8 protein-coding genes are annotated in these 19,845 nt (G+C 71.8%); 6 read left to right on the plus strand and 2 right to left on the minus strand.

Going from position 1 to position 19,845, the window contains the following annotated elements; all coding sequences use genetic code 11:
- Positions 1-7 precede the first annotated feature (7 nt).
- The gene (locus AB0M67_RS29415; RefSeq protein WP_365750329.1) at positions 8-11,791 is read right to left on the minus strand and encodes an SDR family NAD(P)-dependent oxidoreductase; all 11,784 of its coding nucleotides are present in this window, start codon (positions 11,789-11,791) and stop codon (positions 8-10) included.
- Between the two features lie 206 nt (positions 11,792-11,997).
- Here AB0M67_RS29415 and AB0M67_RS29420 point away from each other — a divergent pair, with 206 nt between their 5' ends.
- The 6 genes from AB0M67_RS29420 (at position 11,998) to AB0M67_RS29445 (ending at position 18,027) form a co-directional block, all read left to right on the plus strand.
- Positions 11,998-12,501 carry a hypothetical protein gene (locus AB0M67_RS29420; RefSeq protein ID WP_365750331.1) on the plus strand — a complete coding sequence of 168 codons (504 nt, stop codon included), beginning with the start codon at positions 11,998-12,000 and terminating at the stop codon, positions 12,499-12,501.
- 55 nt (positions 12,502-12,556) lie between these two features.
- Complete coding sequence (ccrA, locus tag AB0M67_RS29425; protein ID WP_365750332.1) at positions 12,557-13,894, plus strand: crotonyl-CoA carboxylase/reductase; 1,338 nt, start codon at positions 12,557-12,559, stop codon at positions 13,892-13,894.
- A gap of 40 nt (positions 13,895-13,934) precedes the next feature.
- The gene (locus tag AB0M67_RS29430; RefSeq protein ID WP_365750334.1) at positions 13,935-14,843 is read left to right on the plus strand and encodes a 3-hydroxybutyryl-CoA dehydrogenase; all 909 of its coding nucleotides are present in this window, start codon (positions 13,935-13,937) and stop codon (positions 14,841-14,843) included.
- 221 nt (positions 14,844-15,064) lie between these two features.
- A complete protein-coding gene (locus tag AB0M67_RS29435; RefSeq protein WP_365750336.1) occupies positions 15,065-16,069 on the plus strand; it encodes a cupin domain-containing protein in 1,005 nt (334 codons plus the stop codon).
- Complete coding sequence (locus AB0M67_RS29440; protein WP_365750338.1) at positions 16,066-17,016, plus strand: hypothetical protein; 951 nt, start codon at positions 16,066-16,068, stop codon at positions 17,014-17,016. Before AB0M67_RS29435 ends, AB0M67_RS29440 begins: the two co-directional genes overlap by 4 nt.
- Before the next feature lie 9 nt (positions 17,017-17,025).
- On the plus strand, positions 17,026-18,027 hold the full coding sequence (locus AB0M67_RS29445; protein ID WP_365750339.1) for an alpha/beta fold hydrolase: 1,002 nt from the start codon (positions 17,026-17,028) through the stop codon (positions 18,025-18,027).
- Positions 18,028-18,075: 48 nt separating this feature from the next.
- Here the strand turns inward: AB0M67_RS29445 and poxB are convergent, their stop codons facing one another.
- Positions 18,076-19,812 carry a ubiquinone-dependent pyruvate dehydrogenase gene (poxB, locus tag AB0M67_RS29450; protein WP_365750341.1) on the minus strand — a complete coding sequence of 579 codons (1,737 nt, stop codon included), beginning with the start codon at positions 19,810-19,812 and terminating at the stop codon, positions 18,076-18,078.
- Between the last annotated feature and the right edge of the window lie 33 nt (positions 19,813-19,845).

Genomic DNA, 19,845 nt, shown 5'->3' on the forward strand with positions numbered 1-19,845 from the left:
GAAGCGGTCAGAGCCCGAAGCCCTGGTCGATCGCGTCGAAGAGGTCGTCGGTGGTCGCCGCGTCGAGGTCGGCGAGATCGTCGCGTTCGTCCGCGGCGGCCGGTTCGGGGTCCTGCGCGCTCCACTTCGACAGCAGCCCGCGCAGCCGGCGCACCACCCGGTCGCGGTCGCCGTCGGCCGCGTCGATCGCCCCGAGGGCCGCCTCCAGGGAGTCCACCTCCGCCAGCGCGGCCTCGACGCCGGACAGCCCGGCGGGGGCCAGCTCGGTGAGCAGCTCCCCGGCGAGCGCGGCCGGAGTCGGATGCTCGAAGACGAGCGTGGCGGGCAGCCGCAGCCCGGTCGCGGCGGCGAGCCGGTTGCGGAACTCCACCGCGGTCAGCGAGTCGAAGCCGAGCTCGCTGAAGGACTGCTCCGCCGCGACCGAGGCCGTCGAGGCGTGCCCCAGCACCACCGCGGTGTTGGAGCGCACCAGCTCCAGCAGCCTGCGATGCTGCTCGACGGTCGGCAGCCCGGCCAGCCGGGTCCGCAGCTCGGAGCCGTCGCCGCCGGACCGCACCACCCGCCGCGAGGCGCCCTGCACCAGGCCCCGGAAGAGATGCGGCACCTCGTCCGCGCCCGCCCGCAGCGCCGACGAGGTCAGCCGCGTGATCACCTGCAACGGCACGTCCGCCCCGCAGGCCAGATCGAACAGCGCGAGCCCCTCCGCGTCGTCCAGCGCCCGCATCCCGGCCCGCTCCATCCGCTGCACCTCGTCGTCGTTGAGGTGTTCGGTCATGGTGCTGCGGGTGTTCCAGAAGCCCCAGGCGAGGCTGGTGGCGGGTTGTCCGTGGGTGTGGCGGTGGTGGGCGAGGGCGTCGAGGTAGGTGTTGGCGGCTGCGTAGTTGGCTTGTCCTGCGGTGCCGAGTTGTCCGGCGGCGGAGGAGTAGAGGATGAAGGTGGTGATGGGGTGGGTTTGGGTGAGGTGGTGGAGGTGGGTGGCGGTGTCGATTTTGGGTTGGAGGACGGTGTGGAGTTGGTGGGGGGTGAGGTTTGTGGTGGTGGCGTCGTCGAGGAGGCCGGCGGTGTGGATGACGGTGGTGAGGGGGTGGGTGTCGGGGATGGTGGTGAGGAGTGTGGTGAGTTGTTGGTGGTTGCTGGTGTCGCAGGCGGTGATGGTGACGTGGGCTCCGGCTTCGGTGAGTTCTGTGGCGAGTGCGGTGGCGCCGGGGGTGTCGGGTCCGCGTCGGCTGGTGAGGAGGAGGTGGGTGACGCCGTGGTGGTGGACGAGGTGGCGGGCGAGGAGGGTGCCGAGAGTGCCGGTGCCGCCGGTGATGAGGGCGGTGCCGTGCGGATCGATCCCCCGCGGCACGGTGAGGACCGCCTTGCCGACCAGCTTCGCCTGGCTCAGGTCCCGCATCGCCTCCCGCGCCCGGCGCAGGTCGTACGTGGTGATCGGCGGCAGCGTCAGCTTCCCGTCGCGGTACAGCGACATCACCGCGACCAGCATCTGCTGGATCCGGTCGGGACCCGCCTCCATCAGGTCGTACGCCTGGTAGGTCACGCCCCGATGCGCCTCGGCGACCTGCGCCGGATCACGCTTGTCGGTCTTGCCCATCTCCAGGAACCGGCCGCCGCGCGGCAGCAGACGCAGCCCCGCGTCCACGAACTCACCGGCCAGACAGTCCAGGACGACGTCCATCCCGCAGCCGCTGCTGGTCTCCAGGAAGCGTTGCTCGAACTCCAGGGTCCGGGAGTCGGCGATATGCGCGTCGTCCAGCCCGTAATCCCGCAGCGTCTGCCACTTGCCGGTGCTCGCGGTGCCATAGACCTCGGCGCCCAGCTGACGGGCCAGCTGCACGGCCGCCACCCCGACGCCGCCCGCCGCCGCGTGCACCAGCACCGATTCGCCCGGCTGTACGCCCGCCAGGTCCACCATGCCGTAGTAGGCGGTGAGATGGGTGATGGGGACGGTCGCCGCCTGCTCGTAGGACCAGCCGTCCGGCATCGGGGTCAGGAACCGGTGGTCGCACACCGCGACGGGCCCGAAGGAGTCGGAGCACAGCCCCAGCACCCGGTCGCCGGCCGCCACGTTGGTCACCCCGGGGCCGGTCTCCAGCACCGTTCCCGCCACGTCGCCGCCGATGCCGTTCTGCCCCTCGACCATGCCGAGGGCGACGATGACGTCCCGGAAGTTCAGCCCGACCGCGTGCACGGCGAGCCGGACCTGACCGGGCCCGAGCGGGTCCAGGACCTCGGGGCAGGGCACCAGGGCCATGTTCTCGATGGTGCCGCGGCCGGTGCTCTCCAGCCGCCACGGCACCCCGCCGGGCGGCGGCAGCAGCGCCGGATGCGAGCGGGCGCGGGCCAGCCGGGGCGCGGTGACCGTGCCGCGGCGGATCGCCACCCGGGGCTCCGCGCACGCCAGCGCGCCCGCGAACACCTCCCGGGACTCCGCCCGCCCGTCCAGGTCGACGAGCGCGAACCGGTCAGGGTTCTCGGTCCGCGCCGAGGTCACCAGCCCCCAGCTCGCCGAGTTGCCCAGGTCGGTGACGTCCTCGGCGTCGCCCGCGGCGACCGCTCCCGAGGTGACGAGGACCAGCCGTGAGGAGGCGAACCGCTCCTCGGCCAGCCACGCGCGGACGATGCCAAGCGTGGTCTCGGCCGCCGCGTGCGCATCAGCCGCGGGGTCGCCCGACACCCCGGGGGCCAGGCAGCGGACCACCGTGTCCGGGACCTGACCGGCCGCGGCCGGCCCCTCCGACAGATCTTCGAGCAGCTCCTCGAATCCGGCCGTCGCCCGGAGCGCCGCCCCGGCCAGCCCGAACAGGTCGTCGCCGACGAGGGCGTAGGGCCGGGCGGCCGGTACGGGCAGCTCCGTCCAGTCGAGATGGAGCAGCGCCTCCTCCAGCGCGCCGCCCGTGGGCCGGTCGAGCACGGCGGCCCTGGTCACCAGCGACCCCACCGAGACGACGGGCCGCCCGGTGTCGTCGCTGAGCAGCAGGGCGAGCTGGTCGCCCGAGGAGGTGAGACGGACCCGGGCCGTCGTCGCGCCGGTCGCGTACAGCTGGACGCCGGTCCAGGAGAACGGCAGCCGTACGCCGCCGTCCTGGTCGCCGGCGAAGGCCATGGCGTGCAGCGCCGCGTCCAGCAGGGCCGGATGGACGCCGTAGCGGGCGGCCTCCTCGCGCTCGGACTCGGGCAGCCGGATCTCGGCGAACAGCTCGTCGCCCCGCCGCCACACCGCGTGCAGGCCCTGGAAGGCGGGGCCGTAGTGGTAGCCGCCCGCGGCCAGTTGCTCGTAGACGCCGTCCGCCTCGACGGGCTCGGCCCCGGCCGGCGGCCAGGCCGTCTCGGGGGCGGGCTCCGCGGGCGCGTCCGCGCTCAGCGTGCCGGTCGCGTGCAGCGTCCAGTCGTCGTCCTCGCCGGTCCGCGAGTGCACGGTGACCGTGCAGCGGCCCGAGTCGCCCTCCGGGGTGGCCCGGACCTGCACCGTGGCCTCGCCCTGGGCGCCGGCGCCCAGCAACAGCGGTGCCTGAAGGGTCAGTTCCTCCAGATGCGGACGGTCCAGCAGATCGCCCGCCCGGATCGCCAGGTCGACGAACGCGGTGCCCGGCAGCAGCACCTGGCCGGAGACGGCGTGGTCGAGCAGCCAGGGCTGGGTGCGCCCGGACAGCCGTCCGGTGAGCAGCACGCCCTCGCCGCCCGCCAGCGCCACGGCCGCGCCCAGCAGCGGATGGTCCGCGGTCCGAAGCCCGGTCGAGGTCAGATCACCGGCGCCCGGCCGGGACTCCAGCCAGTACCGGCGCCGCTGGAAGGCATAGGTGGGCAGCTCGACCCGGCGGGCGCCGGTCCCGGCGAAGACCGCCGGCCAGTCCGCCTCGACGCCCAGCACACCGAGTTCGGCCACCGAGGTCAGAAAGCGCCGGGGGCCGCCGTCGTCCCGGCGCAGCGAACCCACCGCCGCCCCGGCCCGGTCCGCGGCGTCGATGCTGTCCTGCACCGACGGCACCAGCACCGGATGCGGGCTGATCTCCGCGAACACCGAGAAGCCCTGGTCGAGCGCGGCCCGCGTCGCCGCCTCGAACTCCACGGGGTGGCGCAGGTTCTGGTACCAGTAGCCGCCGTCCAGCTTCGCGGTGTCCAGCGGGGCGCCCGTGAGGGTGGAGTAGAACGGGATCGCCGACGACCGCGGCGCGATCCCACCCAGTTCGCCCGCGAGCGTCTCCTCGATCTCCGCGACCTGGGCGGTGTGCGAGGCGTAGTCCACCGGAATCCGGCGGGCCCGCACCCCGTCGTCGGCGCAGCGGGCGAGCAACTCGTCCAGGGCGGCCGGCTCACCGGCCACCACCGTGCTGGCCGGCCCGTTGACCGAGGCCACCGAGATCCGCCCCGGCCAACCGGCGATCAGCTCCCTGGCCGCACCGGCCGGCAGCGCCACCGACACCATCCCGCCGCGCCCGGCCAGCGTCTCGCCGATCGCCCGGGCGCGCAGCGCCACCACACGGGCGCCGTCGCCGAGATCCAGCGCCCCGCAGACACAGGCGGCGGCGATCTCGCCCTGCGAGTGCCCGAGCACGGCGTCCGGCCGCACGCCGTACGCCTGCCACAGCGCCGCGAGTGACACCATCACCGCCCACAGCGCGGGCTGCACCACGTCCACCCGGTCCCACGGCGGCGTGCCCGGTTCCTGCCGCAGCACCGCGGACAACGACCAGTCGACGTACGGGCTCAGCGCCTGCTCGCACTCCGCCAGCCGGGCCCGGAACGCCGGTTCGGAGGCGAGCAGCTCCGCCGCCATCCCCGCCCACTGCGCGCCCTGCCCGGGGAAGACGAACACCACCCGGCCGTCGCCGACCCGGGCGCTCTCGATGACGCCGGGGGGCAGCGCCGCGTCCGGTTCGGCGGCCCGGCGGGCCAACGCGGCGGCCCCGGCCAGCAGTTCGGACCGGTCGGCGCCCAGTACCACCGCGCGGTGCGCGAGGCGGGCCCGGCCCGTCAGGGTGTGGCCGACGTCCAGCGCGGACAGCTCCGGATCCTCCGTCAGCCGGGCGACGAGCCGCTCGGCCTGCCCGTACAGCGCGGCCGGTTCGTGCGCCGAGAGCACCCACGGCACGACCCCGCCGACGACCGCCCGCGCGGACCCGGAAGGCTCGGGAACCTCGGCGGCCTCGGCAGCCGTGCCGGCACTCGGCTGTTCGAGGATGACGTGGGCATTGGTGCCGCTGATGCCGAACGACGACACGCCGGCCCGCCGCGGCCGTTCGACGGCCGGCCACGCCCGCTCCTCGGTGAGCAGTTCCACGGCGCCCGAGGACCAGTCGACCTGTGCGGACGGCCGGTCCACGTGCAGCGTCTTTGGCAGGATCCCGTGCCGCATCGCCATGACCATCTTGATGATCCCGGCGACACCGGCCGCGGCCTGCGTATGCCCCATGTTGGACTTCACCGACCCCAGCCACAGCGGATCGGCGTCCGCCCGCTCCCTGCCGTACGTGGCGAGCAGCGCCTGCGCCTCGATCGGGTCGCCCAGTGTCGTCCCGGTGCCGTGCGCCTCCACCGCGTCGACGTCGCCGCCGCCCAGCCCGGCCACCGCCAGGGCCTGTTCGATCACCCGCTGCTGCGCGGGACCGCTGGGCGCGGTCAGCCCGTTGGACGCGCCGTCCTGGTTGATCGCGGAGCCGCGGACCACCGCCAGTACCGGGTGCCCGTTGCGGCGCGCGTCCGACAGCCGCTCCACCAGCAGCATTCCGGCGCCCTCGCCCCAGCCGGTGCCGTCCGCGCCCTCGGCGAAGGACCGGCAGCGGCCGTCGGGCGACAGCCCGCCCTGCCGGGACAGCTCCACGAACACCCCGGGCGTCGCCATCACGGTGACACCCCCGGCCAGCGCCAGATCGCACTCACCGCCGCGCAGCGCCTGCGCCGCCAGATGCAGGGCCACCAAGGACGACGAGCACGCCGTGTCCAGCGTGACCGCGGGACCCTCAAGACCCAGCGTGAACGCCACCCGGCCGGAGGCGACACTGCCCGCCGACCCGGTACCGATGAACCCCTCGACCTCGTCGGGCAGCACGCCAGGACCCGAGCCGTAGTCGTGGTACATCATCCCGGCGAACACCCCGGTCCTGCTGCCCCGCACCGCACGCGGATCGAGCCCGGCCCGCTCCAGCGCCTCCCACGAGGTCTCCAGCAGCAGCCTCTGCTGCGGATCCATCGCCAGCGCCTCACGCGGCGAGATCCCGAAGAACTCCGCGTCGAACTCCGCCGCGTCGTACAGGAACCCGCCCTCGCGGACATACGACGTTCCCGGCCGGGTCAGCTCGGGGTCGTAGAGCCGTTCCACGTCCCAGCCGCGGTCCTCGGGCATGCCGTCGATCGCGTCCCGTCCGGCGGCGACCAGCTCCCACAGCTCCTCGGGCGAGGCCACCCCGCCCGGGTAGCGACACGCCATGCCCACGATGGCGATCGGCTCCCCGGCGTCGACCGGCACCGTCGGCCGGGGCCCCGCCGGCCGGCGCCGGCCGCCGGTCAGCTCGCCGAGCAGGAAGTCCACCACCGCCGATGGCGTCGGATGGTCGAACACCAGGGTCGCGGGCAGCTTGAGCCCGGTCGCCGCACCCACCCCGTTGCGCAGCTCGATCGCGGCCAGCGAGTCGAAGCCCAGCTCCCGGAAGGTCCGCCGCGCGTCCAGCCCGTCGGGGCTCGCATGCCCGAGCGCCCCGGCCGCATGCGTCCGTACGAGGTCGAGCAGCAGCCGCCCGAGCTCCGCCTCCGGCAGCCCGGCGCCGAACGCCGCGGTCCCCGCGTCCGCCGCCCGGCGCACCGGGGCCCGCACCAGTCCCCGCAGCAGCGGCGGCAGCGTGCCCGCCGCGGCCTGGGCACGCAGCGCCCCCAGCTCAAGCGGCAGCGGCACGGCGACCGGCGCGTCCAGCGCGACCGCCGCGTCGAACAGGGCGAGCCCCTGCTCCTCGGAGATCGGCACCACCCCGGCCCCGGCCATCCGGCGCATCGTCTGCTCGTCGTCGTTGAGGTGTTCGGTCATGGTGCTGCGGGTGTTCCAGAAGCCCCAGGCGAGGCTGGTGGCGGGTTGTCCGTGGGTGTGGCGGTGGTGGGCGAGGGCGTCGAGGTAGGTGTTGGCGGCTGCGTAGTTGGCTTGTCCTGCGGTGCCGAGTTGTCCGGCGGCGGAGGAGTAGAGGATGAAGGTGGTGATGGGGTGGGTTTGGGTGAGGTGGTGGAGGTGGGTGGCGGTGTCGATTTTGGGTTGGAGGACGGTGTGGAGTTGGTGGGGGGTGAGGTTTGTGGTGGTGGCGTCGTCGAGGAGGCCGGCGGTGTGGATGACGGTGGTGAGGGGGTGGGTGTCGGGGATGGTGGTGAGGAGTGTGGTGAGTTGTTGGTGGTTGCTGGTGTCGCAGGCGGTGATGGTGACGTGGGCTCCGGCTTCGGTGAGTTCTGTGGCGAGTGCGGTGGCGCCGGGGGTGTCGGGTCCGCGTCGGCTGGTGAGGAGGAGGTGGGTGACGCCGTGGTGGTGGACGAGGTGGCGGGCGAGGAGGGTGCCGAGGGTGCCGGTGCCGCCGGTGATGAGGGCGGTGCCGTGCGGATCGATGCCCCGCGCCGGCCGAGGCGTACCGGCGGCCCGGATCAGCCGCGGCGCCATGGCCCGGCCCTCCCGTACCGCCAGCCGCGGCTCGTCCGCCCCGGCCGCCGAGCGGACCGCGGCCAGGGACGCGGCCGTCCCGTCGAGGTCCATGAGAGCGACCCGCCCGGGATGCTCGGTCACCGCCGAGCTCAACAGCCCCCACACCGCGGCCTGCACCGGATCCGGAGCGTCCCCCTCGGCCACGGCCGCGGCGTTCCGGGTCATCACGACCAGCCGCGCGCCGCCGAGCCGTTCGTCGGCCAGCCAGGCCTGCAACAGCTCCAGGGCCCGTTCGAGGGTCTCGTGCGCGGCGTCGGCGTCGACGGAGCCGTCGGCCGTTCCGATCGTGGCGGCGACGAAGTCCGGAACCGCCGCCCCCGCCTCCACCGCCGCCGCGAGCCCCGCCAGGTCGGTGTGGACCTCGGCCCCGGGCAGGCCGGCCAGCGGGCCCCGGCCCAGCACGGCCCAGCGTCCCGCCGTTTCGGCGCCGTCGACCGCTGCCCAGGACGGCACGAACAGCGCGCCCCCGGCGGAGTCCGGCGACGCCACCGCACCGGCGGGGCGGACGGCCAGCGACTCCACCGTGGCCACCGGGCGGCCGGCGGCGTCGGCGAAGAGCAGCGCGAGGGTGTCGGGGCCGGTCGGGGTCAGCCGGACGCGCAGGACCGAGGCCCCGGCCGCGTGCAGCGACACCCCGCGCCAGGCGAACGGGAGCCGCGCCCGCCGCTCCCGGCCGAACTCACCCGGCACGAAAGCCGACGCGTGCAGCGCGGCGTCCGCGAGGGCCGGATGCAGCCCGAACTCCCCGGCTTCCCGGGCGACGTCCTCGGGCAGCCGGACCTCGGCGTACACCTCCTCGCCGTGCCGCCACACCGCGTGCAGCCCCTGGAACGCCGGTCCGTAGCGCACTCCGGCCGCCGCGAAGTCCGCGTAGCAGTCGGCGATGTCCACCTCCTCGGCCCCGGCGGGCGGCCAGGCCGTCAGCTCCTCCCGCGGCGCCGGGCCCGCCGCGGTGAGGGTGCCGTCGGCGTGCCGGGTCCACACGTCGTCCGCGGAGTCCTCGGTCTCGGTCTGGGTGTACAGGCCGAACGCGCGGTCGCCGCGGTCGTCGGGGCCGTCCAGGGCGAGCTGGACGCGCAGACCGCCGCTGTGCGGCAGGGCGAGCGGCAGCTCCAGCGTGAGGTCCGCGACCTGGTCGAGCCCGACGTGTCCGCCCGCCCACAACGCCAGTTCGGCCACGGCGGTGCCCGGTAGCAGGACCGTGTCGCCGATCGCGTGATCCGCCAGCCACGGAAGGGTGTCCGTGGCCAGCCGGCCGGTGAACAGCCGTCCGCCCCCGGCCGCCTGCGCCAGCATCGCGCCCAGCAGCGGGTGTTGCGCGGGGACCAGGCCCGCCGCGCTCATGTCCCCGGCCCCGGGCAGGGTCCGCAACCAGTACGGGGTGCCCTGGAAGGCGTACGTCGGCAGCGGCACCCGCCGCGCCGGACGGTCGCCGCCGAAGAACGCCGCCCAGTCGACCCGCACCCCGGCGGTGTGCGCCTGCGCGAGCATCGCCGTCAGCGTGCGGACCTCCGGGCGCCCCCGGCGCAGCGCCGGGGCGACCACGGCGGTGACGTCGCGGTCCGAGAGGGTCTCCTCGGTCATCGACGTGAGCGCGGCGTCGGCCCCGAGTTCGAGGAAAACGGAGACGCCGTCGGCGTCCAGCGCGCGCACCACGTCCTGGAAGCGGACCGGCTCGCGCGCCTGCCGGGCCCAGTACGCGGGGTCCGCCCACTCGGCGTCCGTGAGCGGCGTACCGGTCACACTGGACACGACCGGGATGCGCGGCGGCTCGAACGACAGCCGCCCGGCGACCTCTCCGAGCGGCTCGACCACGGGGTCCATCAGCGGGGAGTGGAAGGCATGGCTCACCGGCAGCCGCCGGGTCCTGCGCCCCAGCCCGGTGAAGTGCGCGGCGATCCGGGTGACGACGTCCTCGTCGCCCGACACCACCACGGATCCGGGCCCGTTGACGGCCGCGAGGCCCGCCACCGACTCATGTCCTGCCAGCAGCGGCAGCACCTCGTCCGCGGTCGCCGCCACCGAGACCATCGCCCCGCCCTCGGGCAGCTCCTGCATCAACCGGCCCCGGGCGGCGACCAGTTCGCAGGCGTCGGGCAGCGACAGCATGCCCGAGACATGGGCGGCGGTCAGCTCGCCGACCGAGTGCCCGGACAGCAGCCGCGGCCGTACCCCCCACTCCTGAAGCAGCCGGAACAACGCCACCCCGAGCGCGAACGTCGCCGACTGGGTGTACAGCGTCCGGTCCAGCAGCCGCGCCTCGGCGCTGTCGGCGTCGGCCAGCAGCAGGGGCAGCAGCGGCCGGTCCAGCCGCCCGTCCAGCTCGGCGCAGACCTCGTCGAGGGCTTGCGCGTAGACCGGGAACGTCTCGTACAACTCCCGTCCCATGCCGGGCCGTTGGGCTCCCTGGCCGGTGAACAGGAAGGCGCAGCGCACCTCGTCGGCGATCCCGTCCAGCTGAGCGGCGGGCCGCTCCCCGCGCGCCAGAGCGGCGAGCGAGCCCAGGAGGTCCTCGCGGTTCTCCGCCAGCAGCACGGCGCGATGCTCGAAGGCCGTACGGACGGTCGCCAGCGCCGCCGCCACCTCACCGGGCGCCAGCTCGGGACGCTCCAGCAGATGGGCGTGCAGCCGGGCGGCCTGCGCCGGCAGTGCGGCAGGCGTGGCCGCCGACAGCAGCACGGGAACCACGTGGCCCGCCGGGGATTCCGGGGCCGTGACCGTCGGCAGATCGGCGGCGGCCGGCTCCTCCAGGATGATGTGCACATTGGTGCCGCTGATCCCGAACGAGGACACCCCGGCCCGCCGGGGACGCTCGGCGCGCGGCCAGGCGCGGGTCTCCGTCAGCAGCTCGACCGCGCCCGCTGACCAGTCCACCTCGGGTGTCGGCCGGTCGACGTGCAGTGTCCGCGGCAGCTGCTCGTGGCGCATCGCCATGACCATCTTGATGATTCCGGCGGCGCCCGCCGCGGCCTGGGTGTGGCCGAGGTTGGACTTCACCGACCCGAGCCACAGCGGGCTGCCCGCCGGGCGCTCCCGGCCGTAGGTGGCCAGCAGCGCCTGCGCCTCGATCGGATCGCCCAGCCTGGTGCCGGTGCCGTGCGCCTCCACCACGTCGACGTCGGCGAGGCCCAGCCGGGCGGAGGCCAGCGCCTGCTGGATGACCCGCTCCTGCGAGGGCCCGTTGGGGGAGGTGAGCCCGTTGGACGCGCCGTCCTGGTTGACCGCGCTGCCCCGTACGATCGCCAGCACCTCATGGCCCAGTCGGCGGGCGTCCGAGAGCCGTTCGACGACGAGCAGTGCGGAGCCCTCGCCCCAGCCGACCCCGTCGGCGGCTGCCGCGAACGACTTGCACCGGCCGTTGGGCGCGAGACCGCGCTGCCGGGAGTTCTCCACGAAGGTGGCGGGCGTGGACATCACGGTCGCGCCGCCCGCGAGCGCCAGCTCGCACTCCCCGTCGCGCAGCGCCTGCACCGCGAGATGCAGCGCCACCAGCGACGACGAGCACGCGGTGTCGAGGGTGACGGCCGGGCCCTCCAGCCCGAGGAAGTAGGAGATCCGGCCGGACGCCACACTCCCGGCCATGCCGGTGCTCAGATAGCCCTCGACCTCGTCGGGGAGGGCGCCGGGTCCTGACGCGTAGTCGTGGTACATCAGGCCGGTGAAGACGCCGGTCCGTGAACCGGCCAGGGAGCGCGGGTCCACCCCGGTGTTCTCCAGCGCCTCCCAGGCGGTCTCCAGCAGCAGCCGCTGCTGCGGGTCCATCGCCAGCGCCTCGCGCGGCGAGATCCCGAAGAACTCCGCGTCGAACTCGGCGGCCCCGCGCAGGAAGCCGCCCTCACGGGCGTAGGCCGTGCCCGGCCGGTCGGGGTCGGCGTCGAAGAGCTCGTCGAGCGCCCAGCCGCGGTCCGTCGGCATCCCGGTGACGGCGTCCTCGCCCCGCAGGACGAGATCCCACAGTTCGTCGGGCGAGCCGACGCCGCCGGGCAGCCGGCAGGCCATCCCGACGATCGCTATCGGCTCGGTGTCACCGGCCTCAAGTTTCTTGATGCGCCGATGGGCCTGCCGCAGATCGGCTGCCAACTTCCTGAGGTAATCAACCAGCTGCGCTTCGTTCGTCACCCGAGAACCCCACCTGAGAGATTGGCAAACCGCGCCCTTCGAGGGCGAAGCTACGAACCTCACCCCCCTAACCGCGTCCCCTCAGCCACCCCAGAAGTCGACGGCGGGTGAATACGGCGATAGGGGTTGGCGATAGGGGTGACCCGCTGGCTAGCATTCGGGAAAGAATTCTCGCGGCGTGCCGAGGACTGGAGTGTATCCCCGCAATGAGTGTTTCTGAGCAGGAAGAAAAGAAATCGGCGGAGCAGGAATTCGTCAAGCCGGCGGCTCCGGAAAAGATGCGAGATCTCGATTTTCTGCTCGGGGATTTCCGCGCGGAGTGGACGAACCTCACGGCCGAGCCGGCCGCGAAGGGCACGGCCGACTGGAACACCGTGCGGACCTTCGACGGTCACGCGTACGAGATGACCCAGTTGGTGCCGCAACATGATCTCACCGGCCGCTTCGTCGTCCAGTGGGTCGAGCGGGAGTCCTCTTTCTCCGGCTATTACTACGACGACTGGGGAAACCGCACCCTGCTGACCACGGATGGCTGGCAGGACGGATACCTCGCGTTCACCGGCGAATGCATGGGATTCGGTCACTGGTTCCTGCTCAAGGAGCGGTACGAGATCATCGACGAGAACCACTACCTGAAATGCGGTTTCATCAAGTACGAAGCCGACAGCGACTGGATTGCCGCGGACGAGGTCCACTGTTACCGCGTCTGAACACCGCAGGAAATCGACGCTCGGGTTCAGGACTCCCGGAAAAGGTGAACCAACCATGACCCTGCTGTCCGAAGCGGTACGCGCGGGTGCGTCGCCGCAGGAGTTGGAGCGGGCGGAACTGCCCCGGGAGTACACCGGCGCCTACATCCAGGCCGAGGACGCCCGGATGTTCGACGGGGTGGCCGACCGGGACGTCCGCAAGTCGCTGCGCGTCGGCGAGGTGCCGATGCCCGAACTGGCGCCGGACGAGGTGCTGGTCGCCGTCATGGCCAGCGCCGTCAACTACAACACCGTCTGGTCGGCGATGTTCGAGCCGATCCCGACGTTCCGCTTCCTGAAGCAGTTCGCGGCACAGGGCGGCTGGGCCGAGCGGCACGATCTGCCCTACCACGTGATCGGCTCCGACGGCGCCGGCGTGATCGTCCGCGTCGGGTCCGGCGTCCGGCGCTGGCGCATCGGCGACCACGTGGTGATGAGCTGCGTCCAGCCCGACGACCAGGAACCGGCTACCCACCACGACGGGATGCTCGGCGCGGAGCAGCGCATCTGGGGCTTCGAGACCAACTTCGGCGGCCTGGCCCACTACGCGGTGGTCCGGGCGAGCCAGCTGATCCCCAAGGCCGGCCACCTCACCTGGGAAGAGGCGGCCTGCAACCCGCTGTGCGCGGGGACCGCGTACCGGATGCTGGTCGGCGAGCGCGGAGCCCGCATCAAGCAGGGTGATGTCGTCCTGATCTGGGGCGCCGCCGGAGGACTCGGCGCGTACGCGGTGCAGCTCGTCAAGAACGGCGGCGGCATACCCGTCGGCGTCGTCAGCTCGCCCGAGAAGGCGGCGGCGGCGCGCCGGCTCGGCTGCGACGTCGTCATCGACCGCCGGGAGATCGGCCTGGACGACCGCACGGCGGACGATCCGCGCGCGGTCATCGAGGTGGGCAAGAAGCTCGGCTCGATCATCCGCCGCGAGGTCGGCGAGGACCCGCACATCGTCTTCGAGCACGTCGGCCGGGCCACGTTCGGGGTCTCGGTCTTCGTGGTCCGGCGCGGTGGCACGGTCGTCACCTGCGGCTCAAGCACCGGCTACCAGCACGGCTACGACAATCGCTATCTGTGGATGAAGCTGAAGCGGATCATCGGCAGCCACGCGGCCAACCTCCAGGAACAGTGGGAGTGCAACCGCCTGGTCTCGCTGGGCCGGATCATGCCGACGCTGTCCGAGGTCTACCCGCTGGAGGAGATCGGCGAGGCGGCCCGCTCGGTGCAGACGAACCAGCATCTCGGCAAGGTGGGCGTCCTCTGTCTGGCCTCCGCCCCCGGCCAGGGCGTCACGGACCCCGACCTGCGCGCCGAACTGGGCGAGACCCGGCTGAACCCCCTGCGCGGCCTCACCTCCTGAAGAGCGACCGGAACGAACCCACGGAAAAGGCAGGGATGTCATGACCACCGCGCCCCCCACCACCGCACCCGCCTCCGTGCCGGTACCGGCAGCGCAGGCGATCCAGCGCGTCGGCGTCGTCGGCTGCGGCGTGATGGGCGCGGGGCTGGCCGAGGTGTGCGCCCGGGCCGGCCGCGACGTGCTGATCGTCTCCTCCTCGGAGGCCGGCCTGACCAGGGGGCGCGGCCGGCTGGAGCGCTCGCTGGGCAACGCGGTCCGCAAGGGCAAGATCAGCGAAGCGGGCCGGGAGGAGACGCTCGCGCGCGTCACGTACGCCACCGACCTCGGCTCGTTCCACGACCGTCAGCTCGTGCTGGAGGCCGTTCCCGAGCACGAGCCCACGAAGCTGGACATCTTCCAGACCTTGGACAAGGTCGTCGAGGACCCGGACGCGATCCTCGCCTCCAACACCTCCGCCCTGCCCGTGATCCGGCTGGCCCGTGCGACGCGGCGCCCCGAACACGTCCTGGGCCTGCACTTCTTCAACCCGGCCCCGGTACTGCCGTTGGTGGAGGTCGTCAGCTCACTGCTCACCGGCGAACGCACCCGGCGGACCGCCGCGGAGTTCGTCACCGAGGTGCTCGGCAAACAGGCCATCCACGCCGGCGACCGCTCAGGCTTCGTGGTCAACGCCCTGCTGATCCCCTATCTCGTCGCCGCGATACGTATGTACGAGGCCGGATACGCGGACGCCCGGACCATCGACAACGCGATGACGCTGGGCTGCTCCCACCCGATGGGCCCGCTGGCCCTGGCCGACCTGATCGGCCTGGACACCGTCGCGGCGATCGCATCGGCGCTGTACGAGGAGTTCAAGGAGCCTACCCACGCGGTGCCCCCGATGCTCTCCCGCATGGTCGACGGCGGACTGCTCGGCCGGAAGTCAGGAGAGGGCTTCTACAGCTACTGAGGGCTTCTCCCCGTAGTGGTTGTCACTACCGATCTTTTCTCAGAGGCAGCGTACCGCCAAACGAGACAAAGTGTTTATTTCGGTATGTTTTGACAACGGTCGACGGCGGATGGAGATTGTAAGGGTGTGCGCCTACGAGGTCCGACCGCGCATCTCCCGGTCGACGCGCTGACCTCGGGCGGGAAGGTTGAGCAATGGCCGGCGCCAGGACACCGCAGAGCTTGAACAGGCCCATCGAGCACGACGCACCTCTGCTCAGACGCGGCAAGTTGGTGAAGCCGGGGGAGGGCGTCTCGATCTGGTGGATGGGCGACGACCGGATCACCTTCGCCGCCGTCAGCGAGGACACCGGAAGTGAGTACGCGTTCTGGCTCGACTGTCCACCGGCCGGAACAGGCCCGCCCCGGCACGTCCATTCACGCGAGGAAGAGGGCTTCTTCCTGCTCCGGGGGAAGATCGAGCTGAAGGCGGGGGGCATCAACACCACGGTCGGCGACGGCACGTTCTTCGCGGCGCCGTGCGGCATCGCTCATGAGTGGCGCAATGTCGGGGACGAGAGCGCGGAACTCATCACCTTCACCACCCCGGGCGGTAACGAGGGCTTCTTCCTGGAATTGGGCGCACCGGGCGATGAACCCCCCGGGAAACGCGGGACGATGCCGGTCCAGGAGATCAACGCCCGGACCCCGCGCTATGGCGTCACCTATCTGGAAGGCACCGCGGACGGGCACGAAAGGCCCCTCCCCATGAGTGAGGGACGCGGTCCCACCCTGGTGCTCCCGGATGAAGGTGACCGTCGGTACGCCGCCGGAGTGACCTACAACATCAAGGCGGCGGGCCTCGCGACCGCGGCGGCCTACACGGTCACCGAGATCACGATCGAGCCGGGCGGCGAGATGCCCGCGCACCGTCACGCCCGCTATGAGGAGGCCCTCTACGTCATGGAGGGAACCGCCGAGGTGTTCCTGGACGGAGAGGAATACGAGGCCTCCGCGGGAACAGTCGTGGTCGTGCCCTGGGGGGTGCACCACCGGGTGCGGAACCGCACCGGTCAGCCGGTTCGGCTGTTCGACCTGACGGTGCCCGGCGGGATCGAGGAGTACTACCGCTCCGCGTGCCGCCCGTCTCCCGGGCCGGCCGGCGACCCGGCCGGAGATCTGAACCGGTTGAGGGCGACCGGGAGGCAGTTCGGTATCGAGGTGGATCGGACAGGAGAGTTCTCATGACAGACGCCAACTTCTTGACCGGCAGCAATGGCCTCGTGGCAATCGACAAGGTCGGGAATCATGTGCTGTTCCTCGATCCGGAGACATACGAGGTCGAGTTGACCCTCGAAGGTTTCGCGCCGAGGGTGCACGAGCTTCTCATCTCGCCCGATCACCGCTTCGCGTATGCCCCCATCTACGGCGCCGGCATCCACGGGGACAACCCCCATCCAGGCCATCTGATCGCACAGTTCGACCTGGAGGAACGGAAGCACGTCGGTGACCTCAGCACCTATCCGCATCTCGCTCCGCATGGCCTGCGCTGGGGAGCGGACGGCCAGTTGTACTGCGTCTGCGAGAACAGCGGCGTGGTGCTCGAAATGGCCCCCGGGAGCGGCACCATCGAGGACGTGATCGAGGTGGGCTCCAACAAGGCGCACCGCGTCGAGGTGCTGCCCGACAACAGCAAGCTCTATACGGAGAACGAGGAAGACCCGTTCGCGTCGGTCGTCGATCTGGCCACGAAACAGGTGGTCAAGAAGATTCCCATGCCCAACGGCACCGCGGGGATCGGCATGCCCCCCGACGGGGAGACGGTCGTACTCGTCGACGCGCGGCAGCCGCAGCTCTTCGTCGTGGACACGGACTCGGACGAGATCCGCTCGACCATCACACTCGACGGGCACGAGAAGGCGGCCCAGATCGCGCGCTACAGCCCCGACGGCAAGTACCTGGTGGTCACGAACTTCGAGGAACCGCTGGCCACGGTCTTCTCCGAGGACCTCAAGTCACAGAGCCTTCTTCACCTCGGCCAGGGCCCCATGAACATGGCCTTCCACGAGGACGGGGAAACGGTGCTGATCGCGAACCACAACGAGGGTTCGCTCGCCGTGTGCAACCTCGAACGCGGTGAGGTCCTGCGTACCGTGCAAGCGGGGGTCGGCGTCGAGACCCTCTCGTTCTTCTAGGGGTCGCTCATGACCACCGACTGGGAATCCAAAGCCGTACCGGGCTTCCATACCGTCGCCGACTTCCCGTTCGATGACGGACACCGCCTCGATGTGACCCTGGCGTACCACACACTCGGTTCATTGAACGCGGGCGCCGACAACGCCGTGATGCTGTTGCACGGCACAACCGGCTCCGGCCGGCAATTCCTGCGACCGTCCATCGCCGACTTCCTGTTCGGGAGCGGCCGGCCTCTCGATGTGAGCAGGTTCTTCGTGATCCTGCCGGACGCCATCGGTCACGGCGGGTCGAGCCGGCCCAGCGAAGGGCTTGGACCTGACTTCCCGCACTACGGCTACGGCGACATGGTCGAGGGCCAGCATCGGTTGCTGGTGGAAGGTCTGGGCATCGAGCGCCTACGGCTGCTGCTCGGCACCTCGATGGGCGGGATGCAGACGTGGATCTGGGGCCAGCGGTATCCGGACCAGCAGGCGCTGATGGCGGTCGCCAGTCTTCCCGAGCGGATCACCGGGCGGAATCTGCTCTGGCGGAGGATGCTCATCCATCTGATCACATCCGATCCCGGATACGCCGACGGCCGCTACAACAAACAGCCGGCCGGACTCGGGCACGCGATGGCGCTGTTCCAGCTCATGGTCGGCAGCGCGCGGTACATGGCGTCCGATCTGCTCTCCATCGATGCCGTCGACACCCGGATCACGGCGACCGAGTCGCAGGCGCTGGACAGCGAGGACGCCAACGACGTCGTCTGGGAGTTCGACGCGTCCAGGGACTACGACCCGGCCCCCGGCCTCCGGTCGATACGGGCCCCGCTGCTGGCCGTCAACTTCGAGGACGACGAACTCAACCCCTTCGAACTCGGCGGACTTGAGAAGGCCATCGCCGCGGTTCCCCACGGACGGGCCATCACGCTTCCGGCCGACTCGAAGACGCGAGGGCACCAGACGCTCCATGTCGCCGAGGTCTGGTGCGACCATCTCGCCGAGCTGCTCGCACAGACCCAGGGCTGATACGCGGGCCCAGGGCTGATACGCAGGTACTCAAGACCCTCCGGGGCGCTACTCCGTGCTGAGTTGGCGCAGGTTCGACTTGGTGAGCTCGAAGATCTCGTCCCCTCGCCCCGAGAGGATGGTCCGGGTGGCGAACAGGGTGAAGCCCTTGAGCTGCTCAAAGGTGATCTTCGGCGGCAGCGAGAGCTCGTACCGTTCGGTACGGGCGTCGATCAGCGCCGGTCCTTCGTGCGCGAAAGCCTCGCGCAGGACGTCGTCCAGCTGGTCCGTGTGCTCGACGCGCGCCCCGAACAGGCCCGCGGCGCGCGCCTGGGCGCTGAAGTCGGGGTTGTCCAGCCCCGTGCCGTACGTGACGATGCCCGCGGCCGTCATCTCCAGCTCGACGAAGGACAGCGCCGAGTTGTTGAAGACGACGACCTTCACCGGGAGGTCCAGCTGGCGCAGCGTGATCAGCTCGCCGAGCAGCATGGCCAGGCCGCCGTCACCTGACAGCGCGACCACCTGGCGGCCGGGCTGACTGGCCTGGGCGCCGATCGCGTGCGGCAGCGCGTTGGCCATCGAGCCATGGGTGAAGGAGCCGATGAGCCGCCGCTGACCGTTCATCCGCAGATAACGGGCCGCCCACACCGTCGGAGTCCCCACGTCGGCGGTGAAGACCGCGTCGGGCGCCGCCAGCCGGTCGACCGCGGCGGCGACCTGCTGCGGATGCATGGGGGAGTCACCACGCTTGGCCTCCGCGAGCCGGTCCAGACGGGCCCGTACCCGCCGGTAGTGTCCGGTCATCCTCTCCGCGAAGTCATCGTCCGTCCGGTGCTTCAGCAGGGGGAGCAGCGCCGGCGCGGTGTCCTTGACGGTGCCCACCAGAGGGACGTCCACCTGCGTACGGCGGCCGATCTGCTCGCCGCGTACGTCGACCTGCACGACGGGCACGTTCTCGGGATAGAAGGACCGATAGGGGAAGTCGGTGCCGAGCATCAGCAGGGCGTCGCAGTGCTCCATCGCCCGGTAACCGGAGCTGTAGCCGATCAGCCCCGTCAGGCCGACGTTGTACGGGTTGTCGTACTCAAGGGAGTCCTTGCCGCGCAGTGAGTGGACCATCGGCGCCTTCAACGCCGTGGCCAGGGCGACCGCCTCGTCATGGGCGCCCGCGCAGCCCGCCCCGGCCAGGATGGTCACTCGGTCGGCGGCGTCGAGGACCCGCGCCGCCCGCGTGAGTGACTGATCGTCCGGACGGATGACCGATGCCGACTTGAGTACCGGGCGCGGCGTCGGCGAGGGGGTGGCGCGGTCGAGGAACAGCTCGCCGGGGATGACCAGCACCGCGACGCCGCCGCGCTCCAGGGCGGTGCGCATGGCGATCTCCAGCAGCCTCGGCAGTTGCTCGGACACGCTCGCCATCTCGCAGTACACACTGCACTCGCGGAACATCTCCTGCGGGTGCGTCTCCTGGAAGTAGCCCCCACCGATCTCCACGCGCGGGATGTGGGCGGCGATGACGAGCACCGGTACCCGGCTGCGCTGCGCGTCGAACATGCCGTTGATGAGATGCAGGTTTCCGGGTCCGCAACTCCCGGCCGCGACCGCGAGTTCACCGGTGATACCCGCTTCGGCGGCGGCTGCGAACGCGGCGGCCTCCTCGTGGCGCACGTGCTCCCAGGCGATACCGCCGTCGCGGCGCAGGGCGTCGGTGAACCCGTTGAGGGAGTCCCCCGGCAGGCCGTAGACGCGCCGTACACCGGCGGCCTTGAGCGTAGAGATCATGGCATCCGCGACGGTGGCGGCCATCCGTTCCTCCTAGGACTGGGTTGGGCGGGCTCC

The organism is Streptomyces sp. NPDC051662, assembly GCF_040681655.1.
Classification (GTDB): Bacteria; Actinomycetota; Actinomycetes; order Streptomycetales; family Streptomycetaceae; genus Streptomyces.